Source organism: Azospirillum aestuarii, assembly GCF_016632405.1.
In the GTDB taxonomy this organism is placed as follows: domain Bacteria; phylum Pseudomonadota; class Alphaproteobacteria; order Azospirillales; family Azospirillaceae; genus Azospirillum; species Azospirillum aestuarii.
Genome location: NZ_JAEPIV010000015.1, coordinates 122,136 through 141,133 on the forward strand (window position 1 = coordinate 122,136; position 18,998 = coordinate 141,133).

The following is an 18,998-nucleotide window of genomic DNA, read 5'->3' on the forward strand; positions in this document are numbered from 1 at the left end:
GGGCCATGTATCTCGGCATCGACCTGGGAACGTCGGGCGTCAAGGCGGTGCTGGTCGACGCGGCGCAACGCCTCGTCGGCCAGTCCACCGCACCGCTGGAAGTCAGCCGCCCGCACCCGCTGTGGTCGGAGCAGGACCCGGAGGACTGGTGGGCCGCCACCGGGCGCGCCGTCGCCGGACTGCGCGCCGCTCATCCCGACGCCATGCGGGCGGTGCGGGGGGTCGGGCTGTCGGGGCAGATGCACGGGGCGACCCTGCTCGACAAAGGCGACCGCGTGCTGCGCCCGGCCATTCTGTGGAACGACGGGCGCAGCGGCGCCGAATGCGCGGAGCTGGAGCGCCGCGCCCCCAACCTGCGCGCCATCGCCGGCAACCGCGCCATGCCCGGCTTCACCGCGCCCAAGCTGCTGTGGGTCGCGGCGCACGAGCCGGAGCTGTTCAAGGCGGTCGCCAAGGTGCTGCTGCCCAAGGACTGGCTGCGCCTGCGCATGACCGGCGACCACGCCTCGGACCTGTCGGACTCCGCCGGCACGCTGTGGCTGGACGTCGGCCGGCGCGCCTGGTCGGGCGAACTGCTGGCCGCCACGGGGCTCGGCGAGGCGCACATGCCGAGGCTGTACGAAGGGTGTCAGCCGACCGGCGCGCTGCGGGCGGAGGTAGCCGCCGACTGGGGCGTTCCGCCGGGAACCGTGGTGGCGGCCGGGGCCGGGGACAACGCCGCCGGTGCGGTGGGGGTCGGGGTGGTGGCGCCGGGCAGCGCCTTCCTGTCGCTGGGCACCTCGGGCGTGCTGTTCGTCAGCGGCGACCGCTTCGCGCCCAACCCCGAACGCGGGGTGCACGCCTTCTGCCACGCCCTGCCGGGCCGCTGGCACCAGATGTCGGTGATGCTGAGCGCGGCGAGTTGCCTGTCCTTCGCCGCGCGCCTGACCGGCGCCGGGGACGAGGCGGCGCTGCTGCGCGAGGCCGAGGCATACGGCGGCGATCCCGGCCCGCTGGTCTTCCTGCCCTACCTGTCGGGAGAGCGCACGCCGCACAACGACCCGCAAGCCAAGGGCGTCGTCTTCGGCCTGACCCACGACACCGACTGCGGAGCGCTCGCTCGCGCGGTGCTGGAGGGCGTGGCCTTCGCCTTCGCCGACGGGCTGGACGCGCTTGAGGAGGCCGGCGGGCGCATCGACCGGTTCCTGGTGATCGGCGGCGGTGCGCGCAGCGCATTGTGGGGCCGCATCCTGGCGAGCGCGCTCGACCGGCCGCTTGACTACCCGGCGGGGGGCGAGGTCGGCCCGGCCTTCGGCGCGGCCCGTCTGGCGCGCCTCGCGGTGACGGACGAGGCGCCGGAGACCGTGTGCCGCCCGCTGGAGATCCGCCACACGGTGGAGCCGGCCCCGGCCCTGGCCGCCGCCCTGGCGCCGCGCCGCCGCCTGTTCCGCCGCCTCTACGGCGATCTCAAAGCGGCCTTTCACGAGGCCGGCGGGGTATGACCCATGCGTCCATGGAGCGTCTTGCCGAGCATATCCAAAGGCATGCCCCCGCCGGGGCCTAGTTGAGGAGACGGCTTTCCCGCAGGCGCGCCACAGCCAGATCCACGAAGGCCCTGACCTTGGCCGGGGCGTGGCGTCCCTCGGGGTGGAGCACATGGATGGGCAGCGGCGGGTCCTCATGGTCGGCGAGCACGATCCGAAGCTCCCCGGCCAGCAGCGCCGGGCCGATCTGGTAATGAAGAACCCGCGTGAGTCCCCACCCGGCCTTGGCGGTCGCGATCACCGCCTCGTTGGTGTTGCATTGCAGGACCGGGTCGATGGTCACCCGCTGATCCCGGGCGAACCGCCACTCCGGCGATGCCCAGGCGCCGGTCGACACGGCGATGCGGTGGTGCTTGAGGTCGGCCGGTGTCGCCGGGACGCCGTGGCGCTCGAAATAGGCCGGGGCGCCGCAGACCACGCGCCGGACCATGCCGACCCGGATCGCCGTGAACCCGGAATCCGGCAGGTGCCCGATGCGCACGGCGACGTCGATGCCCTCCTCCACGATGTTCACCGGGCGATCGACGAAGAAGGTCTGCGCGCGCATGCCGGGATAGCGATCCAGATACTCGGTCACGATCGGCAGCACATGCATCGGCCCGAACAGCGCGGAGGCGGTGACCGCGAGCGTTCCGGTCGGGGTGGCGTAGATACCGCCCGCGGCGGCTTCCGCCTCCGCGATGTACGACAGAATCCGGCGGCAATCCTCGTGGTAGCGCGAACCGGCTTCGGTGACCTTGACCGAGCGGGTGGTGCGGACGAACAGGCGGGCACCGATCATTTCTTCAAGGGCCGCCACGGCGCGCGTCACCGCGGGCGCGCTCAAGCGCATGTGGCGGGCGGCTTCGGCGAAGCTTTCCGTTTCCGCGACCTTCACGAAGATCCGCATCGCCTGCAGCCGGTCCATGCGCGCCTCCGTTTCGCCGCGTCTCCGTCACAGTCTGTGGCCGAAGAGGCTCCGGATAGCAACCTCCGCCTGCGCCGCCGCGTCAGAAGCCGAAATGGCTGAGGCCCGGATGGTCGTCCGGACGGCGGCCCAGCGGCCAACGGAACTTGCGGTCGGCTTCGGCGATCGGGTGTTCGTTGATGCTGGCGTGGCGGGCGCGCATCAGCCCATCCTCGGCGAACTCCCAGTTCTCGTTGCCATAGGCGCGGAACCACCGGCCGCTGTCGTCGTGATACTCGTAGGCGTAGCGCACGGCGATGCGGTTGCCGCCGAACGCCCACAACTCCTTGATCAGCCGGTAATCCAGCTCGCGGTTCCACTTGCGGGTCAGGAAGGCCTCGACCTCCTTGCGGCCGTTGGCGAACTCCGCGCGGTTCCGCCAGCGCGTGTCGGTGGTGTAGGCCAGCGCGACCTTGGCGGGATCGCGGCTGTTCCAGCCGTCTTCCGCCAGACGGACCTTCTCGATGGCGGTTTCCTGGCTGAAGGGAGGCAGGGGAGGACGGGACATGGCGAACTCCTGTCGTTTTGCAGGGGAGGGGACGGGCAAAAAAGTTGCGCGGTCAGAGCGCGAGTTGCAGGCGGTCGTCCTCGCCCATCTCCGCTTCGGCGGGGACGGCGCAGCACAGCAGCACCTCGTCGTCGGCGACCGCCGCGCTCGGCTCCTTGACGTAGGTCACGGCACCCTTGAGCAGCTTGGTGCGGCAGGTTCCGCAGGTGCCCTCGCGGCAACTGAAGGCGGGGTCGAGGCCGCGCGCTTCGGCGAGGTCGAGCAGCGTGCCGGAGCAGGGCGTCCAGCGCGCCTCCTTGAGCGCGTTCATGAAGGCGACCGGCACCGGCTTGGTCGAGGGCGGCCGGCGCACCGGTGCGGCAGCGGTTTCCGTGGTCTCTCCGGTCCGCTTCAGGGACGACGGCCCGAACGCCTCGGCGTGAATCCGGTTGTCGGCAATGTTGACGCCGCGCAAGCCGTCGTAGAGCGCCTGGGTGAAGGCGGGCGGCCCGCAGAGGTAGAAGTCGTAATCGTTGAAGCCGAGGATGCGCGTCAGCAGCGCCATGTCGATGCGCCCCACCGCGTCGTAATCGACGCCCGGCGCGGCCTCACCGGGATCGCTGAGGACGCGGACGAGCCGGACGGCGCCGTTCGCCGCCGTGACGAGGTCGGCGATTTCCCGATCGAACGGACGCTCCGCTTTGGAGCGCGCGGCGTGGACCAGGATCGTCGGGCGGATTCGCTGCGTGCGGAGCCCCTCATAGACCACATGGCGCAGCATGGCGAGCAGGGGCGTGATGCCGACGCCACCGGCCAGCAGCACCGCCGGCCGCGTCGCGCGGGCGTCGATGGTGAAGCCGCCCGCCGGCCCGCGCGCCTCGATGACGTCGCCGACCCGGACATGGTCGTGCAGGTGCCGCGACACCAAGCCCTCGCGCTTCACGCTGATGCGGTAGATTCCGTCCGACGGGGCGACCGACAGCGTGTAGGTCCGCACCACCGGCTTATCGGCGCCCGCCGGGGTGACGCGGATGGGCAGATGCTGGCCGGCCAGATGCGGCAGGAGCCCCGCGCCGTCGTTCGGCCGCAGATGGAAGGAGCGGATGGTGGCGCTTTCCTCCACGATGTCCGTCACCGTCATCGGCCGCCAGCGCGTCGCCGTTTCCTCCGCGCGCAGCCGGTCGGCGGCCTGGCCCCAATCGCCCGTCATCAGGGAGCTGGCAGACCAGCCGTCCGCCCGCAGCGTCCAGCGCAAGGCCAGGGCGCCGGGCCGGCGGACGATCTTGCGCGCCTTGAACGTCCACAGCCGCTCGGCGCCCTGGAAGGCGGCGATCTCCGGCGAGTCCAGGACCACCGCGGCGTCGCCGGTCATCTGCAGCAGGTCGCCGCTGGCGAAATCGATGAAGAGCAGCCCCGCCTTCCCGTTGAGCAGGATGTTGCCGAGCGTGGCGAAGAAGAGGTTGCCGTCGAAGTCGGGAATGGTGAGCGTGCCGTCCTCGGCCACGCGGACGAATCCGGCCTTGCCGCCGCGATGCGACACATCGACCTGCCGATGGTCGCCACGGTCGGCGTAGGAGGCGACGAAGAAGGCGTCCGCCGCCGCGATCACCGCCCGCGCCGCCGGATCGAGGGCCGTCAATTCCTCGATGGCCCCGGCGTAAGGCTCGGCGGGGTTGCGGGCCAGCGTGGCGTCGCGCAGCTGGATGTAGCGGGGGCAGTTGCCGAAACTCTGGTCGACCGCGACGCGGAATCCCGCGGGCGTCGTCGAGACGACACCATTCATGCGGTTGCGCCGCCGCGTGTTCATCTCGATGCCGAGGAGGCCGACCGGTGCGCCGTCGGTCATGCCGGCCGCCGCGGGGTCGCCGGCATCCGGGCGCGCGGCGATGTCGAGGAGGGTCGGCGACGGCGCGGACATGAAGCCGGGCCGGCCCTCAAGGACGGAGGCCCAGGCGTCCCCGCCCGGGTCGACGCTGCCGATCACGACGAACGGGAGCTGGGCGTAGAAGTCGCGGTGCTGGTCGGGCATGAAGTCGCGGATCACCCGCTGCCCCACCATCGCCATCCGGTCGGCGACGCCGACCTTCTCCTGCAGGAACGTCTCCCCCTCATGCCACGTCGGCAGCGTCTTCGCGGTCTCGCCCATGTCCCGTCTCCTCGGTGAAAGAAGCGGGCGCGCCGGAGCGCGCGCCCGGACGCAGCGTCATGCGGCGGAGAGTCCCGCCGGCGTCTGGGCGAACGGGACGAAGCCCGGCAGCGCCTCGACCCGGCGGAGGAAGGCGTTGACGGCCGGATAGCCCGACAGATCGACATTGCCTTCCGGGGCGCGGGCGACGTAGCTGTAGACAGCGACGTCGGCGATCGTCGGCTGGATGCCGACCAGCCAGTCGCGGCCGGACAGGTGGCTGTCGAGCCTCTTCAGCAGGGTGTGCGCGCGGCCGATGACCTCGTCGGGATTGAAGCCGGCACCGAACACCGTGACCAGCCGCGCCGCGGCCGGGCCGTAGGCGACCTCACCGGCCGCGACCGACAGCCAGCGCTGGACGGCCGCCGCGTTCCGGGCGTCCTCGGGGAGCCAGTCGGTGCGCCCGGCCTTCTTCGCCAGATAGACCAGGATGGCGTTCGAGTCCGAAACGACCACGCCGTCGTCCTCAAGCACAGGGACCTGACCGAACGGGTTCAGCGCCAGGAATTCAGGGGTCTTGTGGGCGCCGGCCATCAGGTCGACCTCGACCAGCTCGTGCGGCAGTCCGAGCAGGGAGACGAACAGGCGGGCGCGGTGCGCATGGCCCGACAGCGGGTGATGATAGAGCTTCATGGCTGACTCCTGCGATGCTGGCCGGGACCATCCCGATCCGCACACCGAAAGTGCGCCCGTCAGTCGATTACGGGAATGACCCGGTTTGGCAGTTCATTATTACAGCCAGCGCAATAATGCCGGTTGGGGTGGGGCGTTCAGGGGGAGTGCGTTAGACGTTCCCTCTCCCCTCTGGGGAGAGGGTTAGGGTGAGGGGGTTGTGCGTGTCGGTACGCTCGGCCAAAGCGCAACCCCCTCACCGGCCCTCCGGGCCACCCTCTCCCCAGAGGGGAGAGGGCTATGATGGCCAAATGCAAAAGCGCGGAATGATCGTTCAGGCCGCCTTGACCTTCGGCCGCCTCCACGTCATCATGATGCATCATACATCGGATGGCCGGCGACGGTGGGAAGGGCGGAGGATGAGCGGGTTCGATCTCACCCTTCTTGAACACGACAATCTCGGCGGCACGATTTATCAGAAATTGTGCGAAGCCCTGATGAAAGGCGCCTTCAAGCCGAACGACCGCCTCAAGATCCGCGATCTCGCCGACCGGCTGGGGACGAGCGTCACGCCGGTGCGCGACGCCATCCTGCGGCTGGTGCAGGATCAGGCCCTGGTGCTCCGCTCGCCGCGCGACATCCGTGTCCCGATGCTTACCCGCGCCGTCTATCTGGAGATCCGCGACATCCGCGTCAATCTGGAGGGGCTGGCCGCTGCGCGGGCCGCCGAAAAGGCCACGCCCGCGCAGATCGCGGCTTTGGACACCCTGCTCAAGCGCAACGAGGAGGCGATGGCCGCCGACAACACCGCGCTGGCCACCGAACTCAACCAGATCTTCCATTTCAAGGTGTCCGAGATCGCGGACATGCCGGTGCTCGGCGACATTCTGCGGCGGCTCTGGCTGCAGATGGGACCGTTGATCGCCGACGTCTACGGCGGCGCCGGGCGCACGATGATCGACCATCACTACCCGCTGATGGACGCCATCCGCCGCCACGACGGCCCCGCCGCAGCCCACGCCATCCAGGCCGACATCCTGCTGGCCAGCGGCCCGATCCTGGAGAGGATCGACGGCGTGCACCCCGAGGCGCTCGCCGTCTGATGCCTCGCCGATCCCATCCGCCTCCTCAGCCCATCCACCCGCCACTATGATGCATCAAACATTGACCGCTTCGAACCACAAGGAGACACCGGCGATGACACCGGCCCCGATCCAGGGTGACGTTCTGACCACCGCGGCGCCGGCGATCTCCACGGAGGAGGCCGGCGCCATCCTGCGGCGGTGGTTCGGCGTGACCGGCACCGTCCGCGAACTGAGCAGCGAGCGCGACCGCAACTTCCACATCGCCGCGCCTGATGGGCGGGGCTATGTGCTGAAGTTCACCAACCCGGCGGAGCCGCAACCCGTCACCGGTTTCCAGACCGGGGCCATGCAGCATGTGGCCGACCGTGACCCGGCCTTGCCGGTGCCGCGGGTCGTGCCGACGCTGGACGGGGAGGCCCAGGCGATCGTCGAGATTGACGGCAGCGCCATGGTTCTGCGGCTGTTGACCTATCTCGAAGGAACGCCGCTCCACGCCGCACCGCCCTCGCCGGGGCTGATGCGGGCGCTGGGAACGACGCTGGCCCGGCTGGATCGGGCGCTGGCCGATTACGAGCACCCCGGCTCGGAGCGCGACCTGCTGTGGGACATCACCCGCACCGCCAGCGTCGCCGACCGGCTGCATTATGTGGCCGACGACCGGCGCCGCCGGATGGTCGAGCGCTTCGTCGCCCGCTTCGCCGATCAGATCGCCCCCCGGCTGCCCGCCTTGCGCCATCAGGTGATCCACAACGACCTCAACCCCCACAACGCGGTGGTCGATCCGGTCGGGCATGAGACGGTCACCGGGATCATCGATTTCGGCGACGCGCTGCGGGCGCCGCTGGCCAACGATCTGGCGACGGCGCTCGCCTACCACGTCACCAGCGGCGAGACGCCCTTCGGCTCCGTGGTCGAGATGACCCGCGCCTACAACGCCGTGCTGCCGCTGACGGAGGACGAGGTGGAACTGCTGCCCGATCTGGTGGCGGGCCGCCTCGCCCTGACCATCGGCATCACCAGCTGGCGGGCCGCCGAGTACCCCGCCAATGCCGCCTACATCCTGCGCAACGCCGAACGCGCCTTCGCCGGCCTGGACCGGCTGACCGGCGACGAGGCCGCCACCGCGCGCCGTCTGCTCCATCTCGCCTGCCAGAAAGTGTGAACCGCCATGACCATGATCAACGCCTACGCGCCCGACTCCGCCGGAACCCTGCCGGAGCGCGAGCGCGCCCTGATCGCCCGTCGCGAGAAGCTGCTCGGCCCGGCCTACCGCCTGTTCTACGCCGACCCGATCCATGTCGTGCGCGGGGAGGGATCGTCCCTCTATGACGCCGAGGGCAACCGCTATCTGGACGCCTACAACAACGTCGCCTCGGTCGGGCATTCGCGGCCGGAGGTGGTGGAGGCGATGGCCAAGCAGGCGGCTGTGCTGAACACCCACACGCGCTATCTGACGGACGGCATCCTCGACTTCGCCGAAGCCTTCCTGGCGGAGTTCCCGGCGGAGCTGTCGCACCTGATGCTGACCTGCACCGGCAGCGAGGCCAACGATCTGGCCCTGCGCGTGGCCCGCGTCCACACCGGCGGCACCGGCGTCATCATCGCGCACAACGCCTACCACGGCGTGACGTCGGCGCTGGCCGAAATGTCGCCCTCGCTGGGCGCGGCGGTGAAGCTGGGCGACCATGTCCGCGTCGTGCCGGCGCCGGACGGCTACCGCATGCCGGAGGCCGAGGTCGGCGCCGCCTTCGCGCGCTCCGTGGAGGAGGCCATCGCCGATCTGCGGGAGAAGGGGATCGCTCCGGCGGCGCTGCTGGTCGACACCATCTTCTCCAGCAGCGGCGTCTTCACCGACCCGGCCGGCTTCCTCGCCCCGGCGGTGGAGGCGATGCGCAAGGCCGGCGGCATCTTCATCGCCGACGAGGTGCAGCCGGGCTTCGGGCGGCTCGGCACGCACATGTGGGGCTTCGCGCGCCACGGGCTGGTGCCCGACATCGTGACGGTCGGCAAGCCGATGGGCAACGGCCATCCGGTGGCCGGCGCGGTGTTCCGGCCGGAGGTGATCGAGGCGTTCGGCAAGAGCCAGCGCTATTTCAACACCTTCGGCGGCAACCCGGTGTCCTGCGCGGTGGCCCTGGCGGTGCTGCGCGTGATCAAGGCGGACCGTCTGCAGGAGAACGCCCTGACCGTCGGCACGGAGATGATCGACGGCCTGCGCGCGCTCGCCGCCAAGCATGAGCTGATCGGCGACGTGCGCGGCAGCGGGCTGTTCATCGGCGTCGAGATGGTGCGCGACCGCAAGCTCAAGACCCCGGCGTCGGAGGAGACGGCCCGCGTGGTGAACGGTATGCGCCAGCGCCGGGTGCTGATCAGCGCGACCGGGCAGGAGGGGCACATCCTGAAGATCCGCCCGCCGCTGGTCTTCTCGTCCGAGGACGCCACGCTGTTCCTCGCGACGCTCGACGAGGTGCTGACGGCACTGTAAAGGCGCCGTCCCGTCAGCCGATCCGTATCCGTTCGCCGGGGAGTGCGAGCGTCATATTGTCAGGTGATTGGTAGGCGTGGATGCTGCCGCTCGACCAGCTCCCGCCTCCGTCCGACGCTCATCGACCGAAGGCCTTGCGCAAACAATCGCGCTCCACGACCAACTGGCCGATCAGGGCGTGGAACTTCTCCACCTCGCCTTGATGGCTGGCCTCAGCCGCCTCCGCCTTGCCGGAGAACACCCCGGCCATCCCTTCAATGACTCGCTTCGTCCAAGCGTTGATCAGCGTCTGATGGAGCCATGCTTGGCCACCAGCTGCGACACCGTCAGCTCGCCCCGGATCGCCTCCAGCGCCACCTTCGCCTTGAACTCTGCCGAATACCGCTTCCGTTTCCCCGTCATCGGGGGCCATCTCACGTGCTGCTGGGCGGCTACGCGCTACGGGGCAAGGTGAGGTTCGCGCCAATCCACGCTGTCACGTCGGTAACCGGGATGGCATTGCGCTGGTTGAACGTCCCGGCCTTGTCCCAAGCGACTCCGCGCCCTTGGGCGAAAGCCGCGCGATACTTGCGTATCATGTTCTGCGGGTCGCGTGCCAGTTCTTCCATCAGGAAGGGTACGGTCCATTCCGACCGGCTGAAGGGACGCCCCAAAGCCATCTCCAGCTTGTCTGCAACCTCCCCATAGGTCACGGTATCGCCTGCCAGGAACACGATCTCATTCCGAATGGTGGGCTCGGCAAACACCACCTCGGCAGTGAACCGCACCGGGTTTCCTGGAGGCCCCGTTTCTTGAGAGACTGGGGTCAACATGACGAAGCAAGCATCACCCAAATACGCCCCTGAAGTCCGCGAGCGCGCGGTTCGGATGGTGTTCGAGCACGAAGGCGAGCATGCCTCGCAATGGGCGGCGATCAGCTCGATCTCGGCGAAGATCGGCTGCACACCGGAGACACTGTGGGGCTGGGTCCGGCAGGCCGAACGTGATCAGGGAAAACGACCCGGCCCAACGACGGACGAGCAGGAGCGGATCAAGGCGCTGGAGCGCGAGGTCCGGGAACTGCGCCAGGCGAACGAGATCCTGCGCAAGGCGTCGGCGTATTTTGCCCAGGCGGAGCTCGACCGCCCGTTCAAGAAATGATTGCCTTCATCGACGCGCACCGCGCCGTCCACGGGGTCGAGCCGATCTGCAAGGTGCTGCCGATCGCCCTGTCGACCTACTACGCCCATGCCGCCCGGACGACTGATCCGGCCAAGGCGCCGGCTCGCTCGCGAAGCGACGCCGAGTTGAGTTTGGCTATCCGACGGGTCTGGGATGAAAACTTCCAGGTCTACGGGGTACGGAAGGTTTGGCGGCAGTTGCGGCGGGACGGCATCGACGTGGCCCGTTGCACGGGTGGCCCGGCTCATGCGCCAGATGGGCCTGAAGGGGGCGACACGCGGCAAGGCGGTGCGCACCACGATCAGCGACCGGGCGGCCGGCTTCGGGTTCGACCATAAGCTGGGGAATGAACCATGCTGTTTCGCGATGTCGGCAAAGATGTGATCGCCATCCCGCAGCCGAGCCATGCTTGGCTGTTGGGCCAACTGCTCCGCGCCTGGGGCAATGCGGTAACCAGGACACGCTGCACGCCGGCCAGGGGCGCCTTGCCCTCGGCCAAGCGCAGCCCGAGCGTCACCGCCTGACCGACTGCGGAGCGCTCACCCGCGGAGATCACGGGCTGCGTCACCGCGCCGTCCTCACCCGTCACCTCCACCATGACCCGCCACTTCATCGCACACCCGGTTCGCTGCCTGCCGGACGCGCCGTATCATCCACCCTCCAGGTTTGCGACGGTCTCCAACGGTGGAGATACGCGGAATTGGTCTGGCGGCACACATCGTTTGGTGGCAGCCTGTATCATGTCGGCCTCGCCATGGACCATTTCAGTGTGGAGTCGCCATGGACGCCTGGAGGTTGTCCCTCCTCGGCGGGTTCGAATTGCGAACGGCTGCGGGCTCGTCGGTCGTGCTCACCACCAGAAAGGCGATGGCCCTGCTGGTGCACCTCGCTTTGCGCCCCGATCACACTCAATCCCGCGACAAACTTGCCGCCCTGTTTTGGGAAGACAGCCCGGGCATCCAGGCCCGCAGCAGCTTGCGTCAGGTGATCGCGGCCTTGCGCCGGCTGCCCGCAGAGGGTGGCCCGCCGCTGTTGCTGGCCGAAGGCGACATGGTGGCGCTCGCCTCAGGCTGCGTCGAAACCGACGTTGCCGCGTTCGAACAAGCGGTGGCGAAGGGGATGGCTACCGGTTCGGTGGAAGCGCAGGATCTCGCTCTGGAGCTTTATCGGGGAGACCTCTTCGATGGCGTTGCGTTGCGCGCGCCGACCTTCGATGACTGGCTGATGGCCGAACGACAGCGCCTGCGCGAACTGGCGCTCTCCACGATGACCCGACGGCTCGATGCCGCGTTGGAGGCCGGCACGACGGAAGCCGGTGTCCGCACGGCGTTGCGCATCTTGGCGCTCGATCCGTTGCAGGAGCCAGCCCACCGGGCGCTGATACAGCTCTATGCCCGCCAGGGACGCTACGCTGCGGCGCTGAAGCAGTATCAGACCTGCCGCAGCCTGCTGGAGCGCGAGCTGGGCGTCCTGCCCGAACCAGGAACTGAACGCGTGTTCCGTGAGGTTCTCGACCGCCGGCGCGCCCGCGATGGCTCCGCCGCCGCTGCGCCACCTGCGCTGGACACGTCCCCGTCCGCAATGTTCCCGTCCGGAAACGAGGAGCCGGGCACCCCCACCGTTTTACCGGAGCCCGTTCCACCGGAGCCGCAGCCCGCCGCCTCCGGTCCCGCCGTTAAGCCCGAATTGCGGTACGCGGCCATCCTGTGCATCGGCCTGACCGGTGTGGAGGAGGCCGGCGCCTCGCTCGATCCAGAGGACGCGCACACCCTCTCCACAGGGTTGTTCGACCGCATCGACCGGATCGCCAGGGATTATGGCGGACAGACGGTGCGCCATGGCGGCGATACGGCCCTGGCGGCCTTCGGTATCCGGCGTGCGTTCGGCGACGATCCGTGGCGCGCGGCGCGCGCGGCGCTGGACATCCAGACGGAACTGGGACGTGCGGCGAAGGGGATGGGCGTGCGGGCCGGCGTCGCCTGCGGTCTGGTCGTGGTGGATGGCGCACGCGGCGGGACCGTCACCGGCAAGGCCATGCACGACGCCACGCGTCTGGCGGCGCGCGCCGCCTCCGGAGAAACATTGCTGTGTGACGGGATGCGCGGCGCCCTCGGCGACCGCGTGGACGTAGAGCCGGTGTCGGACGGAGAGGAAGCCATCACCTGGCGTCTGCGCGGACTGCACGGCGGCGTGGGGCCGGCCCGTCATCCCTTCGTCGGGCGGCAGGCGGAACTGCGCCAGTTCCGGGCGGCACTCGACGGGTGCCGCGAGAGCGGCATCGGCACGACCATCCACCTTCGCGGCGATCCCGGTATCGGGAAAAGCCGCCTTGTCGGCGAATTCCAGCGGATCGCCGCCGAGGCGGGGTTCCGCAGTGCCGTCGGCGTTGTGATCGAGGTTGGCGTCGGCCGCGGGCAAGACGCGTTGCGGGCGTTGGTGCGCAGCCTTGCCGGACCGCCAGCCGACCTCGACCGGCTGTTCGACGACCGGCTGTCCGATGGGGGGCTGTTGCCGGCGGATGCCCGCCTGCATCTCTATCCAATCGTGGACCGACCGCTGCCGCCGGACCTCCAGGCGGTGTACAAGGCGCTGGACCACCCCGCGCGCGATCGTGGCCGGCGCAAAGCCTTCGCTGCGTTGGTGCGCGCCCGGAGCACCGCACAGCCCCTGCTTCTCGTGGTGGAGGACGTGCACTGGGCCGACGCACAGACCCTGTCCTATCTCGCCATGCTGGCGGCGGTGGTTGCGGAATGCCGCGCCATGCTGGTGATCTCCACCCGTGTTCAGGGCGATCCGCTCGGCGCCGAATGGCGTGCCGCCATCGGTGGGGCTCCGGTGCTGACCCTCGACCTCGCGCCCTTGCGCCGGGACGAGGCCGTGACCCTCGCCAGCACCTACGCCAACGCGGGGGCACGGCGCGTTCTTCGTTGCGTGGAGCGGGCGGAGGGCAATCCGTTGTTCCTCGACCAGCTGCTGCGCAGCCAGAGCGATGGGGAGGACGTACCCGGAACCATCCACGGGATCGTGTTGGCGCGGACCGACGCGCTTGCCCCGCTCGACCGGCAGGCCTTGCAGGCGGCCTCGATCCTGGGACCGCAATTCACGCTTGATGCGCTGCGACACCTGATCGAGAAGCCTGACTTCAGCGTGGCCGCGCTGCTCGGCCAGGCGCTGATCCGCCCGGATGGGGAGTCGTTCCTGTTCGCCCACGCCCTGGTGCAGGAGGCGGTGTATGGAGCACTCCTGCGCTCGCGCCGGCGCGACCTGCACCGGCGCGCCGCCGCTTGGTACGCCGCCCGCGACCCGGTGCGCCACGCCGAGCACCTCGACCGGGCGGACGACTCCACGGCCGTCGCGGCCTATGCTCGCGCTGCGGAACTGTGCGCCGCCGATTTCCGGTTCGAGCGTGCGGTCGGCCTCGCCGAGCGCGGGCTCGCCCTAGCCGGGACGCGCGCGGAACGCTTCGCGCTGGCCTATCTGCGGGCAGAACTGCTCGACGCGCTGGGCGAAGCCCCGGCGGCGGTGCAGGCGTTCGTCGCCGCTCGCGATCTCGCGAACGATGATGCCGAACGCTGCCGGGCCTTGCTCGGCTTGGCAGCCGGCAAGCGGGTGACGGAGGACCTGGATGGCGCCATGGCGGCGCTGGCCGATGCCGAAGCGGTGGCGGTGCGCGCCGGACTGACCGGCGAACGGGCGCGGGTCCACCACCTGCGCGGCAACCTTTGCTTTCCGCGCGGCGATCTGGACGGTTGCCTGCGCGAGCATCGGGCGGCGCTCGACTGGGCGCGGCAGGCCCGAGCGGTGGACCCCCGGGCGGCGGAACTGGAGATCGCCGCGCTGGGCGGGCTGGGCGACGCTCATTACGCCCACGGCCGTATGGTGACCGCGCGCGAGCATTTCGAGCGCTGCGTCGCACTCGCCCGAGAGCATGATCTGCCGCGTGTCGAAGTGTCGAATCTCTATATGGTTGCGATCACGCGCCTCTACCTCAACGACCCGCGCGGCGCAGTGGAGGATGCCCGCGCCGGCGCCCGTGCGGCCCACGACATCGGCCATCGCCGGGCCGAAATGCTGTCGCATCTCGTCGCTTACGAGATCCTGTTCGAATTGGGTGATGCGGCCTCCGGTCGCGACCATCTCGTCCGCGCCCGGTCACTGACGCAACAACTCGGTGCGCTGCGCTTCGAAGCGGAGCATCTGGCGTTCGAGGCGAAGCTGGAGCGCCTCGCCGGCCGTCGTTCCGACGCCTGCGCCCTGCTGCACCGGGCGCTCGACCTCGCCCGCGAAACCGGGCTCGGCTATATGGGGCCGTCGATCCTGTCGGAATTGGCCCTGTGCTGCGACGATCCGGCCGCCCGGCGCGCGCGGCTGGACGAGGGGGAGGCGTTGCTGGCCTGCGGAAGCGTCGGGCACAATCACCTGCAGTTCTACCGGGACGCCATCGATACGGCGCTGGATCTGCAGGACTGGCCCTTGGCGGAGCGCTACGCCCAAGCCTTGGAGAACTACGCGGCCGCCGAACCGTTGCCCTGGTGCACGCTGTTCGCTGCGCGCGGCCGGGCGCTGGCCCGCTGGGGCCGGGGACTGCGCGACGAGGCGACCCGGCGCAGCCTCATCGACGCGCTGGAGGAGTGCCGCCGGGTCGGCTTCGTCCACCCGATCCAGCGCGTGCAGGACGCGCTGACCGCCTGATGCTCCTACAGCCGGTTGAGCGCCAGTTGGCTGCGATCGCCAGCCCATGAGCGGGCGAGGCGCTCGGCGGTCTGCTCGGCTTCGGCGGTGCGGCCTTGCGCCCTCAGCGCCTCGGTCAGACCATAGAGCGCCCAGCCGTTGTGCGGGGTCTTCGTCAGGCTGGCGCGGAAGGCGCGTTCCGCCTCCGCCGCCTGCCCGGTCTGAAGCAGGACGGCACCCAGAGACTGCCGCACCGGATAGTACCAGTAGGGCGGCTCCATGTAGGACAGCGTGTCCTCGATGGTTGCGGCCTCGCGGAATTCCTTGAGGGCGGTTTCCAGGTCGCCGCGCGCCTGCGCAATGCGTGCCAGCACCACATGGCGGGACAGCGTGGCGATGCGGTCCGCCGGAATGCCGGCCGCGTCCAGGCCAGTGAAATCGGTGGTGCGGACGATGGCGTCGATGGCTTCCGCCTCGCGCCCCGCCTCGGCGCCGTTGCCCGCCGCCGCCTGTGCCACCCCGCGGGCGTAGTGCCACAGGGCCTTGACGTAGGGAAGCTCGTCGCCGGGATCAGGCAGCGCAAGGACGATGGCCGGCGCGCTGTACTGGGCGTGCGCGAAATAGGGCGCGGCCTTGATCGGCTGGACCCACGGGATCGTCCGCGCCGCCTCCTCGGTGACGGTCCGGGCAAGCTTGTCGGCGGAGGCGACCACGGTCGGTCCATCGCCGGCCATTTGCGCCGACACCATCAGGAAATGAATGTTGTGGGGATAATAGGCGCCGGGATAGAGGCCGGCGGCCTTCACCCTCGCCAAGTAGGCTTCGTCCGCGGCCACCGCGCCGCGGTTGGCCTCCAGCGAGTCCTTGTAGCGGCCGACCCGGTAATAGATATGCGAGGGCATGTGCACGATGTGCCCCGCCGCCGGCATCAGCCGGCCGAGGCGGTCGGCGTGGGGCTCCGCCCGCTCGGGCCGGTCGGACGCTTCGACCATGTGGATGTAGTAGTGGATCGCGCCGGGATGCTCCGGATCGGACGCCAGCACCCGTTCCAGTGTCGCGACGATGTCAGCGGTGCTCCCCTTCGGCGTGCGGCCGGCGTCCGCCCAGTAATCCCAGGGCGTCAAATTCATCATCGCCTCGGCCGTCAGGACGGCGATCTGCGCATCCTCGGGAAACCGCTTTGCGACCTCGGCCATCGCGTCGGCGTAGGCCGCGTCGAGCGCCTTGCGATCGGCTGGCGCATCCTCCGCGTAGCGGCGGGCGAGGGCGTCGATCAGAGCACGCTCCCGGTCCGTGGCATGGGCGGCGTGGGCCTGCGCCTGCCGCAGGGCCGCCAGGGCCGGCGCGTTGGCATCCGGCTCCATCGGCCAGTTGATGTTGGGGCCGAGTACCAGCGCCTCGCCCCAGAAGCACATGGCGCAGGCGGGATCGAGACTCTGCGCCTTGCGGAAGGCGCGTCCCGCCTCCCCATGGTTGAAGGCGTAGGACAGGCGGAGCCCCTGGTCGAAAAAAGCCTGGGCCTGCGGGCTGGCGGTGGTGACGGGCCATGAGAGAGTCCCGAGACCGTCGAGCAGGTCCACCGAAGCGTCCAGCGGGCCGGTCGCTCCGGTCCCCATCTCGGTAAAGGGCTTCACTTCCGTTTTCAGCGGGCGGTGCATCGAATGGTCCTGCGCGCTCGCCGGACACGCCATGGCGAGCACGGTGACGGCGAGGAACGTGGAAGGGTACGGAATGCGGGCCACGGTGTGTTCTCCCTGCTGTTCTGGCGGGAACGATAGGCCCCAACGCTAGCCTCCGGCTTGTCAGCCGCCCGTTATGCGGAGCGTGAAAGCGGCGTGAAAACCACCGCGGCGAGGGGAAAAGACGAAATCGGGCCATGGCGTGAGGGTCCGCTGTGCGAATTCACGCACGATTCACGCGCCTGATGACGGGCGGCAGACGGGCGAGGGGGCATGGTGCGGCCACGACATTCCCCGTATCCGGAAAGGAACGCCCCGATGACCGCCATGACCTCTCATGACAGCACCGCCACCGTGACTGACAGCTTCGACCAGGGCCGGGCCGACGCCTTCGCGGAACGGCTGATCGGCGTGCTGAACGGCGGCGCCATGGCGCTGATGACCTCGGTCGGCCACCGCACCGGCCTGTTCGACCGGATGGCGCTGCTGCCGCCGTCCACCAGCGGAGAGATCGCGCAAGCCGCCGGACTCAACGAGCGCTATGTTCGCGAATGGCTGGGCGCCATGGTGACGGGCGGCTTCGTCGCCCTCGACCCCGACACCGGCCGCTACACCCTGCCCATGGAGCATGCGGCCTCGCTGACGCGGTCCAGCCCGTTGGGCAACGTCGCGGTCTATGCGCAGTACATCCCTCTGCTCGGCTCGGTCGAGGACCGCATCGTGGAGTGCTTCCACAAGGGTGGCGGGGTGCCGTACGAGGCCTTCGCCCGCTTCCACGAGGTGATGGCCGAGGACAGCGGGCAGACCGTGCTGGGGGCGCTGATCGACCAGATCCTGCCCTTGGCTCCGGGGATCGTGGAACGGCTGGACGCCGGCATCGACGTGCTGGACGTCGGCTGCGGCAGCGGCCGGGCGCTGAACCTGCTGGCCCGGACATTCTCGAACAGCCGCTTCACCGGCTACGACCTGTCGGCGGAAGCCATCCGGCGCGGGCGCGCGGAGTCCATTCAGCACGGGACGGGCAACATCCGCTTCGCCCAGGCCGATCTGACGCATCTGGACGAGGTGGCGCGCTACGACCTGATCACCGCCTTCGACGCCATCCACGACCAGAAGGAGCCGGGAACCGTGCTGAGCGCCATCGCCCGGGCGTTGCGGCCCGGCGGCACCTTCCTGATGCAGGACATCCACGCCTCGTGCCACCACCACAACAACATCGGCCATCCCATCGGACCACTGCTCTACACGGTGTCCTGCATGCACTGCATGACCGTGTCGCTGGCTCAGGACGGTGCCGGGTTCGGGGCGATGTGGGGGCGGGAAACGGCCGTTGCGATGCTGAGCGAACGCGGTTTCACGGACGTCACGGCGCACCAACTGCCGCATGATCTGCAGAACGATTATTACGTCTGCCGGCGCGAGCCCTGATTGGCCGGCAAGCGGGGCCAGCAACTATTCAGAACAGGAGACAACCATGTCGTCCACATCCATTCATGCGGTGCTGCGCGCTGATCGCAATACCGTTGGGTTTGCCGCGTGGCGTAGCGTGGCTGACGTTCTGCTCGTGCGCCTTGGGGAAGGGCACCGGATGCGCCGGACAATGGCCTCTCTCCAGGAGATCGACGACTGGACTCTAAAGGACATTGGCGTCAATCGGTGCGAAATCATGTGCTTGGCCCAGCAGGGGCTCAATAGGCGACGATAAGTGGAAGGCAATCTGCGCGGAGACCGTCGCAAACCTGGAGGGTGGATGATACGGCGCGTCCGGCAGGCAGCGAACCGGGTGTGCGATGAAGTGGCGGATCATGGTGGAGGTGACGGGTGAGGACGGCGTGGCGACGCAGCACGTGATCTCCGCGGGTGTCGACGCGCGCCGTCCGGCTCTGTTGCAAAGTTTGCCGGCAATCGCGAGGGTTTCGTTGCGAAGTCTAGCCGAGGGTGATCGCGCCCCCGGCTCAGCAACGTTAGGCGGCAACCCCGAACAGGGTGGCGATGAAGGCGGCCTGGGCCGACATGTCGTTGGCGGGCATGGCGGCGACCTGCCCTTTGCGCACCATCGCCATGACCTCATAGCCAGCGATGGTCCGCCGCGCGGTGTGAAAGCTCTTGAAGCCGAGCCCTGGCCGGACCAACCGCTTGGTCCGGCGGTGATCTTGTTCAACGA

General features: G+C 69.4%; 14 protein-coding genes, 4 pseudogenes and 1 other annotated feature. Of the genes and pseudogenes, 9 read left to right on the forward strand and 9 right to left on the reverse strand.

All coding sequences use genetic code 11. From position 1 onward, the window contains the following. Window positions 1-5 precede the first annotated feature (5 nt). Window positions 6-1,481: a xylulokinase gene (gene xylB / locus JJL56_RS22250; RefSeq protein ID WP_200486321.1), complete on the forward strand. Its 1,476-nt coding sequence runs from the start codon at window positions 6-8 to the stop codon at window positions 1,479-1,481. Between the two features lie 58 nt (window positions 1,482-1,539). Here xylB and JJL56_RS22255 read toward each other — a convergent pair whose 3' ends face one another. From JJL56_RS22255 to JJL56_RS22270, 4 genes are all read right to left on the reverse strand, one after another. After that, window positions 1,540-2,430 (reverse strand): LysR family transcriptional regulator, encoded by an 891-nt coding sequence (locus tag JJL56_RS22255; protein WP_200486322.1) that lies wholly within the window; start codon window positions 2,428-2,430, stop codon window positions 1,540-1,542. A gap of 82 nt (window positions 2,431-2,512) precedes the next feature. After that, entirely contained in the window at window positions 2,513-2,977 is a 465-nt protein-coding gene (locus JJL56_RS22260) for a nuclear transport factor 2 family protein (RefSeq protein ID WP_200486323.1), read from the reverse strand. Between the two features lie 52 nt (window positions 2,978-3,029). Continuing rightward, window positions 3,030-5,102, reverse strand: a complete 2,073-nt coding sequence (locus tag JJL56_RS33735; RefSeq protein ID WP_200486324.1) for a 2Fe-2S iron-sulfur cluster-binding protein — start codon at window positions 5,100-5,102, stop codon at window positions 3,030-3,032. Window positions 5,103-5,159: 57 nt separating this feature from the next. Next, the gene (locus JJL56_RS22270) at window positions 5,160-5,774 is read right to left on the reverse strand and encodes a glutathione S-transferase family protein (RefSeq protein WP_200486325.1); all 615 of its coding nucleotides are present in this window, start codon (window positions 5,772-5,774) and stop codon (window positions 5,160-5,162) included. 398 nt (window positions 5,775-6,172) lie between these two features. Here JJL56_RS22270 and JJL56_RS22275 point away from each other — a divergent pair, with 398 nt between their 5' ends. The 3 genes from JJL56_RS22275 (at window position 6,173) to JJL56_RS22285 (ending at window position 9,323) form a co-directional block, all read left to right on the forward strand. Continuing rightward, complete coding sequence (locus JJL56_RS22275; RefSeq protein ID WP_200486326.1) at window positions 6,173-6,856, forward strand: GntR family transcriptional regulator; 684 nt, start codon at window positions 6,173-6,175, stop codon at window positions 6,854-6,856. A 94-nt stretch (window positions 6,857-6,950) separates the two neighbouring features. Beyond that, the gene (locus tag JJL56_RS22280) at window positions 6,951-8,000 is read left to right on the forward strand and encodes a phosphotransferase (protein WP_200486327.1); all 1,050 of its coding nucleotides are present in this window, start codon (window positions 6,951-6,953) and stop codon (window positions 7,998-8,000) included. 6 nt (window positions 8,001-8,006) lie between these two features. Then, entirely contained in the window at window positions 8,007-9,323 is a 1,317-nt protein-coding gene (locus JJL56_RS22285) for an aspartate aminotransferase family protein (RefSeq protein WP_200486328.1), read from the forward strand. A 62-nt stretch (window positions 9,324-9,385) separates the two neighbouring features. On the opposite strand, the pseudogene JJL56_RS22290 reads toward JJL56_RS22285, so the two are convergent. Then, window positions 9,386-9,725: pseudogene (locus JJL56_RS22290) on the reverse strand (transposase); the annotation flags it as partial. A 29-nt stretch (window positions 9,726-9,754) separates the two neighbouring features. Further along, complete coding sequence (locus JJL56_RS22295) at window positions 9,755-10,090, reverse strand: Rossmann-fold NAD(P)-binding domain-containing protein (RefSeq protein ID WP_200486329.1); 336 nt, start codon at window positions 10,088-10,090, stop codon at window positions 9,755-9,757. Window positions 10,091-10,133: 43 nt separating this feature from the next. Between JJL56_RS22295 and JJL56_RS22300 the strand changes: the two are divergent. After that, a pseudogene (locus JJL56_RS22300) lies at window positions 10,134-10,802 on the forward strand (IS3 family transposase); the annotation flags it as partial. Beyond that, window positions 10,418-10,534: a sequence feature (AL1L pseudoknot), on the forward strand. It overlaps the preceding pseudogene by 117 nt. A gap of 35 nt (window positions 10,803-10,837) precedes the next feature. After that, window positions 10,838-10,891: pseudogene (locus JJL56_RS34075) on the forward strand (hypothetical protein); the annotation flags it as partial. 26 nt (window positions 10,892-10,917) lie between these two features. On the opposite strand, the pseudogene JJL56_RS22310 reads toward JJL56_RS34075, so the two are convergent. Continuing rightward, window positions 10,918-11,097: pseudogene (locus tag JJL56_RS22310) on the reverse strand (ISKra4-like element ISAzba1 family transposase); the annotation flags it as partial. Between the two features lie 167 nt (window positions 11,098-11,264). Here JJL56_RS22310 and JJL56_RS22315 point away from each other — a divergent pair. Then, complete coding sequence (locus JJL56_RS22315) at window positions 11,265-15,176, forward strand: ATP-binding protein (protein WP_200486331.1); 3,912 nt, start codon at window positions 11,265-11,267, stop codon at window positions 15,174-15,176. A gap of 5 nt (window positions 15,177-15,181) precedes the next feature. Here JJL56_RS22315 and JJL56_RS33955 read toward each other — a convergent pair whose 3' ends face one another. Continuing rightward, window positions 15,182-16,897 carry a tetratricopeptide repeat protein gene (locus tag JJL56_RS33955; protein ID WP_200486332.1) on the reverse strand — a complete coding sequence of 572 codons (1,716 nt, stop codon included), beginning with the start codon at window positions 16,895-16,897 and terminating at the stop codon, window positions 15,182-15,184. Between the two features lie 255 nt (window positions 16,898-17,152). Between JJL56_RS33955 and JJL56_RS22325 the strand changes: the two genes are divergently transcribed. Together JJL56_RS22325 and JJL56_RS22330 are read left to right on the forward strand one after the other, a co-directional pair. Continuing rightward, a complete protein-coding gene (locus JJL56_RS22325; RefSeq protein WP_200486333.1) occupies window positions 17,153-18,262 on the forward strand; it encodes a class I SAM-dependent methyltransferase in 1,110 nt (369 codons plus the stop codon). Between the two features lie 46 nt (window positions 18,263-18,308). Further along, on the forward strand, window positions 18,309-18,539 hold the full coding sequence (locus JJL56_RS22330; protein ID WP_200486334.1) for a DUF1127 domain-containing protein: 231 nt from the start codon (window positions 18,309-18,311) through the stop codon (window positions 18,537-18,539). 259 nt (window positions 18,540-18,798) lie between these two features. Here the strand turns inward: JJL56_RS22330 and JJL56_RS22335 are convergent. After that, on the reverse strand, window positions 18,799-18,998 hold a 200-nt coding region (locus JJL56_RS22335; protein WP_200486335.1), incomplete at its 5' end, for a DDE-type integrase/transposase/recombinase.

Bases quoted from the DNA above. Each gene is read 5' to 3' on its own strand.
- JJL56_RS22255 (WP_200486322.1), bottom strand. From the start codon at position 2,430: ATGGACCGGCTGCAGGCGATGCGGATCTTCGTGAAGGTCGCGGAAACG.
- JJL56_RS22325 (WP_200486333.1), top strand. From the start codon at position 17,153: ATGACCGCCATGACCTCTCATGACAGCACCGCCACCGTGACTGACAGC.
- JJL56_RS22315 (WP_200486331.1), top strand. From the start codon at position 11,265: ATGGACGCCTGGAGGTTGTCCCTCCTCGGCGGGTTCGAATTGCGAACG.
- JJL56_RS22275 (WP_200486326.1), top strand. From the start codon at position 6,173: ATGAGCGGGTTCGATCTCACCCTTCTTGAACACGACAATCTCGGCGGC.
- xylB (WP_200486321.1), top strand. From the start codon at position 6: ATGTATCTCGGCATCGACCTGGGAACGTCGGGCGTCAAGGCGGTGCTG.
- JJL56_RS22330 (WP_200486334.1), top strand. From the start codon at position 18,309: ATGTCGTCCACATCCATTCATGCGGTGCTGCGCGCTGATCGCAATACC.
- JJL56_RS33735 (WP_200486324.1), bottom strand. From the start codon at position 5,102: ATGGGCGAGACCGCGAAGACGCTGCCGACGTGGCATGAGGGGGAGACG.
- JJL56_RS22285 (WP_200486328.1), top strand. From the start codon at position 8,007: ATGACCATGATCAACGCCTACGCGCCCGACTCCGCCGGAACCCTGCCG.
- JJL56_RS22270 (WP_200486325.1), bottom strand. From the start codon at position 5,774: ATGAAGCTCTATCATCACCCGCTGTCGGGCCATGCGCACCGCGCCCGC.
- JJL56_RS22260 (WP_200486323.1), bottom strand. From the start codon at position 2,977: ATGTCCCGTCCTCCCCTGCCTCCCTTCAGCCAGGAAACCGCCATCGAG.
- JJL56_RS22280 (WP_200486327.1), top strand. From the start codon at position 6,951: ATGACACCGGCCCCGATCCAGGGTGACGTTCTGACCACCGCGGCGCCG.